We start from the raw sequence: 13,973 nt of genomic DNA, 5'->3' as shown, positions 1-13,973 counted from the left end.
GCCTCCCAAACCGCCGCCCGCCACGCCGAACGGGTCGGCCGGAGTCAGCCCGCCGCCGAGCGCGCGAGCCGCCAGCCAGCCGAGCGGAGCCAGCACGAACAGCAGGGCGACGATCTTCTCGGGACTGAAGGCGCCGGAGCGCTCGCGCAGAAAGGCCATGTCAGGGAACACCGCTGATGGGGATCACCATCAGATACGATGCCACGGCCGCGGAAATTACCAAGCCCGCCGCACGATTGCGTGAGGCGGGCCGGGCGCGGGCGGCTCCGGCGGGCGTTTCGGGAAAGGAAGGCCCGGACCTCAGGCGTCGTCCTCGAAGAAGATGCGGGTAACGTGGCCCATCTTGCGCCCCGGCCGGGCTTCGGCCTTGCCATAGAGGTGCAGATGCGCGCCGGGCTCGGCCAGCACGTCCAGCCAGCTATTCGCCTCGTCGCCGATCAGGTTGGTCATCTCGACATGGCCGAGCCGCTCCACCGCGCCCAGCGGCCAGCCGGCGACCGCGCGCACATGCTGCTCGAACTGGCTGGTGACGGCGCCGTCGAGCGTCCAGTGGCCGGAATTGTGAACGCGCGGGGCGATCTCGTTGACGATCACGCCCTGCGCGCCGTCCACCACCACCAGGAACATCTCCACCGCGAACACGCCCACATAGCCCAAAGCCTCGCCGATGCGGCGCGCGATCTCATGCGACACCGCCGACACCGCCGGCGTCACCTCGGCCGGCACGGTCGAGCGGTAGAGGATGTGATGGCGGTGTTCGTTCTGGGTGATCTCATAGGCGGCGAAGCGCCCGTCTTCCGTCCGCGCCGCGACCACCGAGACTTCGCGGATGAACGGCACGAAGCCTTCGAGGATGGCGGGATGGCGGCCGATGGCGGCAAACGCGGCGGCGGCATCGTCGCCCTCGCGGATCATGACCTGACCCTTGCCGTCATAGCCGAAGCGGCGGGTCTTCAACACCGCCGGGCGGCCGATTTCAGCGAGCGCGGCCTCAAGCGACGCCTCGTCCTCGACGGCGGCGAAGGGTGCGACCTCGATGCCGAGATTGGCGACGAAGGTCTTCTCTGCCAGCCGGTCCTGCGTGATGCCGAGCGCACCCGCGCCCGGATGCACCGACACGCGGGCGGCCAGGAATTCGGCGGTGGCCACCGGCACGTTCTCGAACTCGTAGGTGACGACGTCGACTGCGCCGGCGAAGCGCTCCAGCGCCTCGAAGTCGTCATAGGCGGCCTGCGTATGCGCGCTCGCCACGTCGAAGGCGGGGCTACCGTCTTCGGGCGCGTAGATATGGGTCTTGAGGCCAAGCGGGGCCGCCGCCAGCGCGATCATCCGCGCGAGCTGGCCGCCGCCAAGAATGCCGAGGGTGTAACCGGGCTTGAGCATGGCGGTCACACCGGCTGTTCGGTAACGGCGGCGGTGCGGGCCGCGCGCCAGGCGTCCAGCCGCTCCGCCAGCGCCGGGTCGGAGAGGGCGAGCACGGCGGCCGCGATCAGCGCAGCATTCACCGCGCCGGCCTTGCCGATGGCAAGCGTGCCGACCGGGACGCCAGCGGGCATCTGGACGATGGAATACAGGCTGTCGAGCCCTTGCATCGCCTTGCTCTCCACCGGCACGCCGAAGACCGGGAGCGGGGTGAGCGCGGCGACCATGCCGGGCAGGTGGGCGGCGCCGCCGGCACCCGCGATGATCGCCTTGTAACCGGCCGCCCGTGCGCCCCTGGCGAAGTCGAACATGCGCTCGGGCGTGCGATGGGCGGAAACGATCAGGCATTTGTGACCGACCCCGAGCGCCTCCAGAGTCTCGGCGGCATGGCGCATGGTCTCCCAGTCCGACTGGCTGCCCATGATGATGGCGATCGGCTGCGTGTCAGCCGTCGTCGGCTCGGTCATTGCCGGGTCCTTCCCCCAAAAAGAAGGCGCGGATTATAGGAATCGCGGAGGTGGCGGCAAGCGCTGTTCTCACATCCGCGTCATCCCGTCCGCTATCGCCTTTTCGCGCGCATGCTTAACACCGCCTTTACCACCACTTGCGACAGTGCATCAGCTCTTCCGTTCGGGTCCCTCGCCTTGTTGCATCGGCGCTACGGCGGCGTGGATACGGGACCTTTGCCGGTTTCGTGAGTTGAAGCGGAAGAGCGAACCGAGACAAAGAGGCGGCGTACCAGCCTCACGCATTTTCAGCTAGTGTGGCGGGAACGGAGACAGCAATGGCCGGGCGTGTCGATCAGCTTGCGAGGCGGTATCTTGCCGGCACGGCGTGCGCCCTGCTCACAGTAACGCTGGCGACAGGCGCAATGCCGGGGCTCATCGCCCACGCGCAGGAGATGTCGGGCGCGCCCATCGCGATCGGCGATGCTGCCGGTAACGGCACACATGATGGCGGCTCGGCCCATCCCGCCGGCGAGGGCGCGGCCCCGCTCTCGGCTGCGGGCGACGCGCCCGCGCCGTTCGACATCCGCTCCACCCGGCACCGGCTCGACAGCGCGCTCGCCATGCCGGCCTATCCGCAGGACCATGCCGCGCCGTCATCGAGCGCTCCGGCGGTGAATGCGCCGCTTGCCGGCTCCAGCGCTCCGACTGCTTCCACCCCGAGCCTCGGCACCGGCACGCCCGGCACCGGCACGCCGACCGCCTCCACCCCCGCGAGCGGCGCCGTCGCCGCCCATACCGCACCCCAGCAGGGGCAGATGGTCTCGCGCTATCTCTCCGAGCTGATCGCCGCCCAGCTTCCGCGCTTCGTCGTGGAGCCGAAGGACGCGCAGGCGCTGGCCGATTTTTATGCCGCGCGACAGTACCAGCCGGTGTTTACCGCCGCCGGCGGCTATTCGCCGATCGGCGCCGCCGTGCTCGGTACGTTCGCCGCGTCGGCGTTGGAAGGGCTGGCGCCGGCCGATTACACGGTGCCACCGCTGCGCGCCCATGCCTCGGACGGCGAGCTGGCCGAGGCCGAACTGCGCCTTGCCGCGACCACGCTGCTCTATGCGCGCCATGTCCAGAGCGGCCGCTTCGACCCCAAGGGTATCAATCCTGAATTCGTCGACCCGACTCCGACCGTCCCCGACCCGACGGCGGTGCTCGCGCTGGTGTCGACCTCGCCCAATACCTCGGCGGCGATGGCCTCCTTCGCCCCGCAATATGACGAATATCGGCTCCTGAAGATGCAGCTCGCTGCGCGGCTGGCGGATGGGCGCGGCGTGCCGCTTGCCCAGGTTCCCGCCGGCCCGACGCTACGGCCGGGCGACGGCGACCGCCGCGTGCCGCTGCTGCGCGCGCGGCTCGGCCTGCAGGGCGCGCCGGACGATTTCAGCTATGACGACATGCTGGTCGACGCCGTGCGCCAGTTCCAGGCCTCCGCCGGCCAGAAGCCGGACGGGCTGGTCGGCCCCGGCACGCTCGCCGCGCTCAATGGCACCGGCAGCGAGAGCCTGCCCGACATTATCGCTAACATGGAGCGCTGGCGCTGGGTGCCGCATGAGGTGGCGCCGGTCTATGTGATGGTGAACATCCCCGAATTCATGGTGCGGGTGGTCGTCAATGAACAGACGATCCACGAGACGCGCGTGGTGGTCGGCACCGAGAAGAACCAGACCCCCATCATGTCCGCCGAGATGCAGTACATGGTGTTCAACCCGTCGTGGAACGTGCCGCCCGGCATCATCCGCAACGAGATGCTTCCCAAGCTGATGGCCGACCCCTATGCGCTGGAGCGCCAGGGCATCGACGTGGTGCGCAATGGCCGTATCGTCGATCCCGGCACGGTGAACTGGAGCCGCGGCACCCAGGGCTATTCGTTCCGCCAGCCGCCCGGCGAGCGCAACGCGCTCGGCAACATGAAGTTCATGTTCCCGAACAAGCACTCGGTCTATCTGCACGACACGCCGAGCCGCGCCCTGTTCGCGCGCGAGCGCCGGGCCTTCAGCCATGGCTGCGTGCGCGTGCATGAGCCGATGAAGTTCGCCGAGGTGATGTTCGGCCTCGGCGTCAACGACCGCTGGGACCAGAGACGCATTTCCGGCCTGCTCGGCGGCAGCGAGAAGCATGTCAGCATGCAGCGCCGCTTCCCCGTGCATCTCGTTTATTTCACCACCTATGTCGACGGCGCCGGCAAGCTGGTGTCGCGCGAGGACATCTACGGCACCAATGCCGCGGTGAAGGCGATTCTCGGCCTCGACGGCTCGGCGCGGGTCGCCACCCGCGGGCGTCAGACCGCGCTGCGCTGACGCCTTTCCAGCTTCTCACGCCGTTTCATCGGTTGATTTGTGTTCCATCAAAGACACGATCAACCAAAAAAGTGATGATGAATGGTGCTCTTGTAACGAATTTGACTGGACGGCACGCTTTCGCCACAGTCGCTTTCTAGCCAGAGTATCAATAAGGCGTGGGGGTTGGGCCGTAACGGCCTTTTAACCAAACCCGACAAGACTGTGTTGACCATGTGTGTCGCGGCACTTCACTGCGGCGCTTCAAGGAAACGTTCGTTTTCGGGTTTGGAAGTCCGTGCGCATCACACTCGCTCTACGCTCCCGTCGTCTTGCCAAGGTCACGCTGCTTGCGGCGGCGGTTTCTCTCGGCAGTGTCGACCTGCTTCAGGACGCGGTTGCCAATGGCGATACGCGCACGCTGAGCCTGCACCACGTCCATTCCGGCGAAAGCGCCACGGTCACCTTCAAGCGTAACGGACGCTATGACCCGGCGGCGATGCGCCAGCTCAACGTTCTGTTGCAGGACTGGCGCCGCAAGGAGCCGACCAACATGGACCCCCAGCTGTTCGACATCGTCTGGGAGGTCTATCGCGAGACCGGGGCCACCGCGCCGATCCAGGTGATCGGCGGCTACCGTTCGCCCGCGACCAACGCCATGCTGCGCTCGCGCTCGCGCGGCGTCGCGCAGACCAGCCTGCACATGCAGGGCAAGGCGATGGACTTCTTCATTCCCGGCGTGCCGCTCGCCAAGATTCGCGAAGCCGGGCTCCGGCTCCAGCGCGGCGGCGTCGGCTTCTACCCGACCTCCGGCTCTCCCTTCGTGCATCTCGACACCGGCGGCGTGCGGCACTGGCCGCGCATGACCCGGCCCGAGCTTGCCCGCGTGTTCCCGGACGGCAAGACCGTCCATGTGCCGACCGACGGCAAGCCGATGCCGCGCTACGAGCTGGCGCTGGCCGAGATCGAATCGAAGGGCAAGGAGCCGGGCGGCGCCGGCGCGGCCTTTGCCGGCCTTTCCGGCGGAAATAATCCCAAGCGGACCGGCGCGACCGCCGGCTCCAAGAACCTGTTCGCCAGCTTGTTCGGCGGCGGCAAGGAGGACGACGACGAGGAGAGCGCGGCTCCGGCCCCCGCCCCGCAGGCGCCCGCAACCGCGCCGGCTCCGGTGCAGGTGGCCGAACCGGCCGATATTCCGCGGCCGCAGGCGAGTCCGCTGCCGCGTGGCGCCGTCGTCGCGGCAGCCGAGGCGCCCGCACCGTCCGTGCCGTTCTCGGTCGCGGCCGCCGTGCCCCGTCCGCTCTCGCGCCCGGCCGATGCGCCGAAGCTGCCAGCCGAGGCCGCGCCCGCAGCGCTCCAGGTCGCCAGTGCCCAGCCGTCCAGCGTGGCGGTCCCGCGTCCGCAGGCCCGTCCCGGCGCGGCGCCATTGCCTGAGCTGATCGTCGGCTCGCAGGCCGGCGGCGCCCCCGCGCTCGCCTATGCCTCCGCCACCACCGGCATCTTCCCGAGCGAGCGGCTCCAGCCCGGCCGCGCACCGGCGCCGGCCCAGAACGCTGCCGCCGCTCCCTCGCGTCCCGCCGGCGGCATAGGTCTGCGTGGCACGGCGGCGCCCTATTCGCCGGAGATGCAGGCGGAAATCCGCCGGCTGTTCTCCAGCCCGACTGTCGCCACCCATGTCGTGCTGCGCACGCCCGAGCTTCGCCGCTTCGCCGCCTTCGTCGCCCCGCCGCGCCAGGTGGTGGCGGGCGGCTTCAGCAAGAGCGCGCCCACCAGCCTGAGCACCAGCCGCTTCGAGGGCGCCGCCGTGGTCGCAGTGCCGGTGGTGGCGATGATGAGCGGAGCCGCGCCGCTCGCCAAGCCGCTCTGAAGCCGGCCCGAAACCTCTTCGCACACAAAAAACCCGGCGATCCGCCAAGGACCGCCGGGTTTTTTGTGTGCGAAGAGTGGGCGGGTCAGCCGACCATGCCGACAGCGCTTGCTGGCGGGTCAGCCGACCATGCCGAGCGCCTGCAGATAGAGGTCAACGATGGCCTCGTGCTCGGCGCGCTGGTCGGCGTCCTGCTTGCGGATCTTCAGGATCTCGCGCAGCGCCTTGACGTCGAAGCCGGTGCCCTTGGCCTCGGCGAACACGTCCTTGATGTCTTCGGAAATGGTCTTCTTCTCCTCCTCCAGCCGCTCGATGCGCTCGATGAAGGATTTGAGCTGCTCCTTGGCAAAGCCGGCGGCGGCGTCGGAAAGCGGCTGGTCGTTGGGAATATCGGACATGTCTACTCCGGTGGGCTTGAGCCGAAAGGCGCGGACCGCGATGGACGCAAGCCAGGGCGGCCCGGCAGCCCGGTGGCTGAAAATCGGGATCGGATCAGGAACGGAACTCGCCCGCCGCGTCAAGGCGCCGGCCGGTGCGTGCACAGGCTAGCCCCGCAATCCACCGGCAAAAGACGGCGGGGCGCTCAGTGCGGCCCCGGGCCAGGGAAGGCGGCCTTCTGCTCCGGCGTGGCCTCGGTCTGGTGCTTGGCCTTCCAATCCTCATAGGGCATGCCGTAGACCGCCTCGCGGCTCTGGTCCTTGGTCACCGGCAGGCCGCGCTCCTGCGCGGCGGCGAGATACCAGTTGGACAGGCAGTTGCGGCAGAAGCCGGCGAGATTCATCAGCTCGATGTTCTGCACGTCGGTGCGGGACGCCAGATGCGCGACCAGCCGGCGGAAGGCGGCGGCCTCCAGCTCGGTGCGCTCCTGCTCGGAAAGCGGGGAGGGGAGGGAATCGGTCATGGCGGTGCTCCGGTTCGGCGACGGTTCAGCCGGATATGGGGATAACCGGGCCAGTGCGCGAGCCATAGCTGCGCAACTCGTGCAGGCCGGGACGGGCGAGGATGGCGGGCAGGATGCCGGCGAGCCGCGCCGCCCAGCCGCGCTGGCCGGCCTCGTCCGCGATCAGGTCCTGCCGGACCTCCAGCAGCACGTGGGCGCGGCCGGGCGCCGTGCCGTGACGAAACAGGCAGTCATTGCGCAGCGCCCCGTCATAGGGCTCGTTGTCGCCGACGATCAGATCGCCCGGCGCCGCGAGCGCCTCGATCAGCGGGCGGGCGAAGCGCTCGTCGCTGTCCCACAGTATCGCCGCGTGCCAGGGCCGGGGCACGCCGCGCCAGACCGGGGTGAAGGAATGCATGGAGAACACCGCCGGATTGACGCCCGCCGCCTGCGCATCGGCGAGCTCCGCCTCGATGGCGCGGTGATAGGGCCGATGGAAGGCGTCGAGCCGGCGCTCCACCTCCTCGGCATCGGCATGGCGGTTTCCCGGCACGACTGCGCCATCGGACAGGCGCATCACCAGCGTCGGGTCGTCCTCGCCGCGATTGGGGTCGATCAGCAGCCGCGAGAAGCAGGACAGCACTGCCGGGCAGTCCAGCAGCTTTGCGAGTTCCCGTGTCACCCCGGCGGCGCCGATATCGTAGCCGATATGGCGTTCGAGCTGCGCTTGCGGCAGGCCGAGCGTGCCATAGGCGGGCGGCAGCGCATTGGAGGCGTGGTCGCAGATCAGCAGCATGCCGGCATCCCAATGGCCGGCAATGCGCTCGAAGGCGGGAAAATCGTGAGCAGAATCACGGCCATCCGCCGCGAGGGCGCTTTCTTCCGTCGAGAGCCGGCGCATTTTGTCCCGTCTGGTGCGATAAACGCGGTCAGGATAGTGACGCGGCATGTTCTGTGCCATAGGAATACGCCGGTTTCGCGTCTGCCGGTTCGGGATTCGACTTTCGTCCCAGCCGCCGATGCGCAAGAAGTATCAGGCCCGATGCGGGCGATCGGGGGTAGGATGGCGATGGTGGACGTCTCGGCGCGTGCGTTTCTGGATCGGCTTTTCGAGGCTGCCGTGGCAGCCGCCCACCCCAGCACCTGCCTGCCGCCGGCCCTGCCGCCGCCCCCGGCCCATGGCCGCCTGATTCTGCTGGCCGCCGGCAAGGCCGCCGGCTCCATGCTGGAAGTGGCGGAGAGCCATTATCTCGACACGCTGGGCTTCGACCCCGCCCGCCTCGTCGGCATCGGCGTCGCCCGCCACGGCTATGGCCGCCCGACCCGCCAGTTGGAGATGGTCGAAGCCGGCCATCCGGTGCCGGACGCTGCCGGGCTCGCCGGCGCGCAGACCGCGCTGGACCTCGCCGAATCCGCGACCGCCGACGATCTGGTGCTGGTGCTGCTCTCGGGCGGCGCCTCGGCGAACTGGATCGCCCCGGCCTATGGCGTCGAGCTCGACGACAAGCGCGCCCTGACCCGCGCCCTGCTGCGCTCGGGCGCCAACATCACCGAGATCAACACCGTGCGAAAGCACCTCTCGCGCATCAAGGGCGGGCGCCTTGCAGCGCTGGCGCAGCCGGCGAAGGTGGTGACGCTCTCCATCTCCGACGTGCCGGGCGACGATCCGGCGGTGATCGGCTCCGGTCCGACCGTGCCCGATCCGACCACGCTTGCGGAAGCGCGCGACGTGCTGACCCGCTACCGCATCGACCCGCCGCCCTCGATCGCGGTGGCGCTGCGCGATCCGGCCAATGAATCGCCCAAGCCCGGCGACGCCGCCTTCGCCAATAGCGAGTATCTGCTCGTCGCCCGCCCGTCAGATTCCTTCGTCGCCGCCGAGAAGCTTGTGCGCGAGGCCGGGCTGGAGCCAATCCTGCTTGGCGACAATCTCGAAGGCGAGGCCCGCGAGGTTGCCGCCGCTCAGGCGGCGAAGGCGCTGGAGCTGAAGGCGGCCGGCAAGAGCGCCGTGCTGCTGTCCGGCGGCGAACTCACCGTGACCATGCGCGGCCAGGGCCGCGGCGGCCCGAACCAGGAATTCGCGCTGGCGCTTGCCGCCGCGCTGGGCGGAGCCGAGGGAATCTACGCGGTGGCTGGCGATACCGACGGCACCGATGGCGGCGGCGGCGCGGCCACCGATCCGGCCGGAGCCTATGTGATGCCCGACACGCTGGCCCGCGCCAGTGCGTCCGGTCTCGATCCTGCCGCCTTTCTCGCCGAGAACGACTCGACCACCTTTTTCGAGACGATCGGCGACCTGCTGACGCCGGGGCCGACCTGCACGAACGTCAATGATTTTCGAGCTGTCTTCATCGACAAGTGAGCGCGCGGGCGCTTCCGCGCCGGCGCGGTTGAAGCGTCGCCTGTGCGGGAGCGCGCTGGCCGCGTTCCTGCTCGCGCCGGTACTTGCCGCGCTGGCGCCGACCCCGGCCGCTGCCGATTTCCGCCTGTGCAACCGTTCCAGCAGCCGGATCGGCATCGCGCTCGGCTACAAGGACGGCAATGTCTGGGCGACTGAGGGCTGGTGGAACATCGCGCCCAAGAGCTGCGAGACGCTGCTGCGCGGCGACCTCGTGGCGCGGTTCTACTACGTCTATGCCATCGACTACGATCTCGGCGGAGAATGGGCCGGAAAGGCCTTCATGTGCACCCGCGAGAAGGAGTTCACCATTCGCGGCATTGAGGACTGCCTCGCGCGCGGCTTCGACCGTACCGGCTTCTTCGAGGTGGACACCCACGAACAGAAAAGCTGGACCGTGCAGCTCACCGAGCCCGACCAGGCAGCGACGCCGCGCGCCGGCGTGCCGCCGCTGCCCCCGCCCAAAGCCCCCTGAGGACAGTCGCCCGATACGAGAAAGCCCCGGCCGTTGCGACCGGGGCTTTTCTGTTCGCGGCGTCGCAGTGTTGCGCTACTCGATGGGCAGGGCGGTGAAGCGGACCTGCCCGTCGGGATCGGACACCATCAGCAGCGCCGAACGCTTGCCTTCCTTCTTCAGCTCGGCGAGGCGCTCCTCCACGTCCTTCGGCGTGGCGGTGGCCTCCTGGTTGACCTCGACGATGAGATAGCCGGCGGCAAGGCCGCGATCGGCGGCGGCCGAGCCGGGCTCGACCTTCAGGATCACCACGCCCTTGAGCTCGTCCTTGATCTTGAACTTGGTGCGCAGTTCCGGCGACAGCTCGGCAACCTCGACGCCGAGCACCTTGGTGGTGGTGGCGGGCGGCGTTTCCGGCTTGGAAGGCGCCTCGGCGGCGGCCTCGGTCTTCTCGCTCTCGTCGAGCCGGCCGACCGTCACGCGCAGCGTCTCTTCCTTCCCGCGGCGGATCACCACCACGTCCACCTGCTTGTCGACGGGCGTGTCGGCCACGATGATCGGCAGCGCGCGGATGTCCTTGACCTCCTTGCCGTCGAAGCGGACCACGACGTCGCCGGCCTTGAGCCCGCCCTTGGCGGCGGGGCCGTCATCGTTCACCGAGCCGATCAGCGCGCCGCGCGGGCTGCCGAGCGACAGGCTCTCGGCGATCTCCGGCGTCACCGCCTGGATGCGTACGCCGATCCAGCCACGGCGGGTCTCGCCGAATTCGCGAAGCTGCGCCACCACCGGCACGGCGGTGTTGGACGGAACCGCGAAGCCGATGCCGATCGAGCCGCCCGAGGGCGAGATGATCGCGGTGTTGATGCCCACCACGTCGCCGTCCATGTTGAACAGCGGCCCGCCGGAATTGCCGCGGTTGATGGCGGCGTCGGTCTGCAGGAAGTTGTCGTAGGGCCCGGAATTGATGTCGCGGTTGCGCGCGGAGATCACGCCCACGGTCAGCGTGCCGCCGAGGCCGAACGGGTTGCCGATCGCCATCACCCAGTCGCCGACGCGCAGCACGTCGGAATCGGCGAACTTCACCGCCTTGAGCGGCTTGCCGGCTTCCGGCGTGACCCTCAGCAAGGCGAGGTCGGTCTTGGTATCGCGCCCGACCAACTCGGCCTTGAGCTTGGAGCCGTCGGCGAAATTGGCGAAAATCTCGTCGGCGTCGGCGATGACGTGGTTGTTGGTGACGATCAGGCCGCTGGAATCGATGACAAAGCCGGAGCCGAGCGAGGACACGCGGCGCGGACGCCCGCCATCCTCGTCGCCCTGCTGTTGGCGGCGCTTGAAGAATTCCTCGAAGAACTCCTCGAAGGGCGAGCCGGGCGGCAATTCAGGCGTCGGCACGCTTCGCGAGGGAGCGACCGTCTGCGAGGTCGAGATGTTGACCACCGCGTCCATGATCTGCGCGGCGGTGTCCGCTACCGTGTCGGGGCCCTTGGTCGCGGCGGCCTGGACGGGAAGCGCCCCGCCGGCGAACACCGCGCCCGCGGCGAGCGCGCCCGCGAGGAAAAGGCGGGGCACGAGCCCTGACAGGGTGCCAGAGCGTTCAACGTATTGAAACATCATGCCTCCTTCGCGTCGCCGCGTGCCTCCGGCCGGTCGGGATCGCGCATGCCCGAACCTGCCGCACCGTTCACCGCCGAACGCTGAACCGGGACGGGAGGCGATGCAAGCCAAAACCACGCGAGTGGGTGAGGCGCAAGCGTCGCGACCGATATGTCCTGAGGAGAGCGTTGCCGGGCGCCATCGTCGCGCGGGCGCGGAAAGCGGGCAGAGAAGATGGCCGGCCGGGAGGCATGGGGCCACCCGGCCGGAAAAACCCGGAAAATCGAGGTTTTAACCGCGCATCAGCCAGACGACGGCGACACCGATGACGGCACCGACCAGCCCTGCGATTCGCAGCGGCTGGTCGGGCAGTTGATCGATCGAGATCATGGCGCGCCGCACGGCGCCGGGCACAGCGGCGAGGAGCAGGCCCTCGATCACCAGCACGAGACCGAGCGCGACGATGAGATCGGACATCGTCGCGCGGCGTCAGTTCGCGGTCGGGGCGGGCGCGGGAGCTGCCGCCCCCGGCGCCGGAGCCGCCGGGGCACCCGGATCGTTGAAGAACCGGAAGAAGTTGGAATCCGGCGACAGCAGCATCCGGGTGTCCGAACCCTTCATCGAGGCTTCATAAGCCTGCATCGAGCGGTAGAAGTCGAAGAAACCCTTATCCTGCCCATAGGCTTCGGCGAAGATCTGGTTGCGTTCGGCCTCGCCCTGACCGCGGAGCTGGTCGGCGGTCGAGGTGGCTTCCGCCACGATGATGGTGGAGTCGCGATCGGCGCGGGAGCGGATGGTCTGAGCCTGCTCGCCGCCCTGGGCGCGAATCTCGGAGGCTTCGCGCTGGCGTTCGGTCTGCATGCGCTGGAACACCGCCTGACTGTTGGCTTCCGGCAGGTCGGCGCGGCGGATGCGCACGTCGAGCACATTGATGCCGAAGCCGGCCGCCTCGCGATTCACCTGCTCGCGGATACGCCCCATCAGCGCCTCGCGCTCGTCGCGCACCACCTGGATGAAGGTGGATTCGCCGAGCACCCGGCGCAGCGCCGAGTTAAGGATGGTGGCAAGCCGCGAATTGGCGCCCTCGATGGTGCCCACCGACTGGTAGAAGCGCAGCGGGTTGGTGATGGCGTAGCGCGCGAAGGCGTCCACCACCAGCCGCTTCTGGTCGGAGGCGATCACTTCCTGAGAGGGGTTCTCAAGGTCGAGAATGCGCTTGTCGAGCAGGATCACGCTGTCGACCAGCGGGATCTTGGCGTTGAGGCCGGGCTGTTCGATCACGCGGATCGGCTCGCCGAAGCGCAGCACCAGCGCCTGCTGGGTCTGGTAGACGGTGAACAGAGCGGAATATGCCACCACGAGAACGGCCGCGATGACGATCGCGAGGATGAGACCAAGGCTGTTCTTCATCGGGCGGCTCCCTGAGCGGCCGGAGTGGTCGGTCGGGGTTCGAGCGCGCCGAGCGGCAGATAGGGCACGACACCCGACTGGCCGCTGGCGGCAGGATCGATCACCACCTTGTCCATGCCGGCGAAGACGCGCTCCATGGTTTCGAGATAGAGCCGCTGGCGCGTCACGTCGGGGGCCTTCTGATATTCGCCGAGCACGCTCAGGAAGCGGGCGGCCTGACCGCGCGCCTCGATGATCGCGCGCTCCTTGTAGCCTTCCGCGCCCTGGGTGATGCGGGCGGCCTCGCCGCGCGCCTCGGGAACGACGCGGTTGGCGTAGGCCTGCGCCTCGTTCTGCAGGCGCTCGGCGTCGGCACGCGCAGCTTGCACGTCGCGGAACGCGTCGATGACCTGCTGCGGCGGGTCCACCTTCTGAAGCTGGACCTGAGTGACGAGGATGCCGGACTGGTAGCTGTCCAGCGTGCGCTGCATCAGCTCATGCACCGCATTCTCGATGTTCTGGCGCGCGCCGGTGAGGATCGGCTGGATGTTGGTGCGCCCGATCACCTCGCGCATCGCGCTTTCGGCCACCGCCTTGATGGTGCCCTCGGGGTTCTGCACGTTGAACAGGTAGTTCGCCGCGCCGACATCCTCGGTCGAACCGGGGGCGGCGGGCTTCACCATCCAGAACACCGCGAAGTCGACATCGACGATGTTCTCGTCGCCGGTGAGCATCTGGCTCTCCTCGGCGACATTGCGCACCGCCGCGCCACGACGCGGGTCGTCGCCGCTGCGGGTGCCGATGTCGATGCGGTTGACGCGCGTGACCTGCGGGGTCAGCACGGTCTCGATCGGGTAGGGGAGATGGTAGTTCAGGCCGGGATTCGAGGTGCCCACGAACTTGCCGAAGCGCAGGACCACGCCCTGTTCATCAGGCTGAACGCGGTAGAAGCCGGACAGCAGCCAGACCACCACGGCGACCGCCACGATGGCGATGACGCCCTTGGCTGAGCCGAAGCCGCCGGGCATCACGCCCCGCAGCTTGTCCTGTCCGCGCCGGATCAGATCCTCGAGATCGGGAGAATTAGGCCCTGGCGATTGCGGGCCATTGCCCCAGGGACCGCGTGGGCCGCCACCACCCCATGGCCCACCGCTCTGGTTCTTCCACGACATTCCGCGGCTACTCCCATCTTGC

Annotated in this window: 13 protein-coding genes; 4 read left to right on the top strand and 9 right to left on the bottom strand. The window is 68.7% G+C overall.

Going from position 1 to position 13,973, the window contains the following annotated elements:
• Positions 1-300: 300 nt before the first annotated feature.
• Positions 301-1,383, bottom strand: a complete 1,083-nt coding sequence (locus VRZ77_RS18810) for a 5-(carboxyamino)imidazole ribonucleotide synthase (RefSeq protein ID WP_414594115.1) — start codon at positions 1,381-1,383, stop codon at positions 301-303.
• A gap of 5 nt (positions 1,384-1,388) precedes the next feature.
• Positions 1,389-1,889 (bottom strand): 5-(carboxyamino)imidazole ribonucleotide mutase, encoded by a 501-nt coding sequence (gene purE / locus VRZ77_RS18805; RefSeq protein ID WP_414594114.1) that lies wholly within the window; start codon positions 1,887-1,889, stop codon positions 1,389-1,391.
• A 404-nt stretch (positions 1,890-2,293) separates the two neighbouring features.
• Between purE and VRZ77_RS18800 the strand changes: the two genes are divergently transcribed.
• Positions 2,294-4,219, top strand: coding sequence for a L,D-transpeptidase family protein (locus tag VRZ77_RS18800; protein WP_414594113.1), 1,926 nt, complete (start codon positions 2,294-2,296; stop codon positions 4,217-4,219).
• Between the two features lie 277 nt (positions 4,220-4,496).
• A complete protein-coding gene (locus tag VRZ77_RS18795) occupies positions 4,497-6,065 on the top strand; it encodes a DUF882 domain-containing protein (protein WP_414594112.1) in 1,569 nt (522 codons plus the stop codon).
• Between the two features lie 119 nt (positions 6,066-6,184).
• Here VRZ77_RS18795 and VRZ77_RS18790 read toward each other — a convergent pair whose 3' ends face one another.
• The 3 genes from VRZ77_RS18790 to VRZ77_RS18780 form a co-directional block, all read right to left on the bottom strand.
• Positions 6,185-6,463 carry a DUF2312 domain-containing protein gene (locus VRZ77_RS18790; RefSeq protein ID WP_414594111.1) on the bottom strand — a complete coding sequence of 93 codons (279 nt, stop codon included), beginning with the start codon at positions 6,461-6,463 and terminating at the stop codon, positions 6,185-6,187.
• Positions 6,464-6,648: 185 nt separating this feature from the next.
• Positions 6,649-6,966, bottom strand: coding sequence for a DUF1244 domain-containing protein (locus VRZ77_RS18785; RefSeq protein WP_414594110.1), 318 nt, complete (start codon positions 6,964-6,966; stop codon positions 6,649-6,651).
• A 25-nt stretch (positions 6,967-6,991) separates the two neighbouring features.
• Entirely contained in the window at positions 6,992-7,846 is an 855-nt protein-coding gene (locus VRZ77_RS18780) for an N-formylglutamate amidohydrolase (protein ID WP_414594109.1), read from the bottom strand.
• A 168-nt stretch (positions 7,847-8,014) separates the two neighbouring features.
• Between VRZ77_RS18780 and VRZ77_RS18775 the strand changes: the two genes are divergently transcribed.
• Both VRZ77_RS18775 and VRZ77_RS18770 read left to right on the top strand, forming a co-directional pair.
• Positions 8,015-9,307, top strand: a complete 1,293-nt coding sequence (locus VRZ77_RS18775; RefSeq protein ID WP_414594108.1) for a glycerate kinase type-2 family protein — start codon at positions 8,015-8,017, stop codon at positions 9,305-9,307.
• Entirely contained in the window at positions 9,276-9,818 is a 543-nt protein-coding gene (locus VRZ77_RS18770; protein ID WP_414594107.1) for a DUF1036 domain-containing protein, read from the top strand. The genes VRZ77_RS18775 and VRZ77_RS18770 overlap by 32 nt, the downstream gene beginning before the upstream one ends.
• A 75-nt stretch (positions 9,819-9,893) precedes the next feature.
• On the opposite strand, the gene VRZ77_RS18765 is transcribed toward VRZ77_RS18770, so the two are convergent.
• The 4 genes from VRZ77_RS18765 to hflK form a co-directional block, all read right to left on the bottom strand.
• Positions 9,894-11,408: a Do family serine endopeptidase gene (locus VRZ77_RS18765; RefSeq protein WP_414594106.1), complete on the bottom strand. Its 1,515-nt coding sequence runs from the start codon at positions 11,406-11,408 to the stop codon at positions 9,894-9,896.
• A 273-nt stretch (positions 11,409-11,681) separates the two neighbouring features.
• Positions 11,682-11,867: a DUF2065 domain-containing protein gene (locus VRZ77_RS18760; protein ID WP_414594105.1), complete on the bottom strand. Its 186-nt coding sequence runs from the start codon at positions 11,865-11,867 to the stop codon at positions 11,682-11,684.
• 12 nt (positions 11,868-11,879) lie between these two features.
• Complete coding sequence (hflC, locus tag VRZ77_RS18755) at positions 11,880-12,800, bottom strand: protease modulator HflC (protein ID WP_414594104.1); 921 nt, start codon at positions 12,798-12,800, stop codon at positions 11,880-11,882.
• The gene (hflK, locus tag VRZ77_RS18750) at positions 12,797-13,951 is read right to left on the bottom strand and encodes an FtsH protease activity modulator HflK (RefSeq protein WP_414594103.1); all 1,155 of its coding nucleotides are present in this window, start codon (positions 13,949-13,951) and stop codon (positions 12,797-12,799) included. Before hflK ends, hflC begins: the two co-directional genes overlap by 4 nt.
• Positions 13,952-13,973: the final 22 nt, after the last annotated feature.

Source organism: Ancylobacter sp. G4_0304 (genome assembly GCF_047501495.1).
Lineage (GTDB): Bacteria > Pseudomonadota > Alphaproteobacteria > Rhizobiales > Xanthobacteraceae > Ancylobacter.
This window is presented reverse-complemented; position numbering and strand designations above follow the sequence as displayed.

Bases quoted from the DNA above. Each gene is read 5' to 3' on its own strand.
- hflC (WP_414594104.1), bottom strand. From the start codon at position 12,800: ATGAAGAACAGCCTTGGTCTCATCCTCGCGATCGTCATCGCGGCCGTT.
- VRZ77_RS18760 (WP_414594105.1), bottom strand. From the start codon at position 11,867: ATGTCCGATCTCATCGTCGCGCTCGGTCTCGTGCTGGTGATCGAGGGC.
- hflK (WP_414594103.1), bottom strand. From the start codon at position 13,951: ATGTCGTGGAAGAACCAGAGCGGTGGGCCATGGGGTGGTGGCGGCCCA.
- VRZ77_RS18775 (WP_414594108.1), top strand. From the start codon at position 8,015: ATGGTGGACGTCTCGGCGCGTGCGTTTCTGGATCGGCTTTTCGAGGCT.
- VRZ77_RS18780 (WP_414594109.1), bottom strand. From the start codon at position 7,846: ATGCGCCGGCTCTCGACGGAAGAAAGCGCCCTCGCGGCGGATGGCCGT.
- purE (WP_414594114.1), bottom strand. From the start codon at position 1,889: ATGACCGAGCCGACGACGGCTGACACGCAGCCGATCGCCATCATCATG.
- VRZ77_RS18810 (WP_414594115.1), bottom strand. From the start codon at position 1,383: ATGCTCAAGCCCGGTTACACCCTCGGCATTCTTGGCGGCGGCCAGCTC.
- VRZ77_RS18785 (WP_414594110.1), bottom strand. From the start codon at position 6,966: ATGACCGATTCCCTCCCCTCCCCGCTTTCCGAGCAGGAGCGCACCGAG.
- VRZ77_RS18790 (WP_414594111.1), bottom strand. From the start codon at position 6,463: ATGTCCGATATTCCCAACGACCAGCCGCTTTCCGACGCCGCCGCCGGC.
- VRZ77_RS18770 (WP_414594107.1), top strand. From the start codon at position 9,276: ATGATTTTCGAGCTGTCTTCATCGACAAGTGAGCGCGCGGGCGCTTCC.
- VRZ77_RS18800 (WP_414594113.1), top strand. From the start codon at position 2,294: ATGCCGGGGCTCATCGCCCACGCGCAGGAGATGTCGGGCGCGCCCATC.
- VRZ77_RS18765 (WP_414594106.1), bottom strand. From the start codon at position 11,408: ATGTTTCAATACGTTGAACGCTCTGGCACCCTGTCAGGGCTCGTGCCC.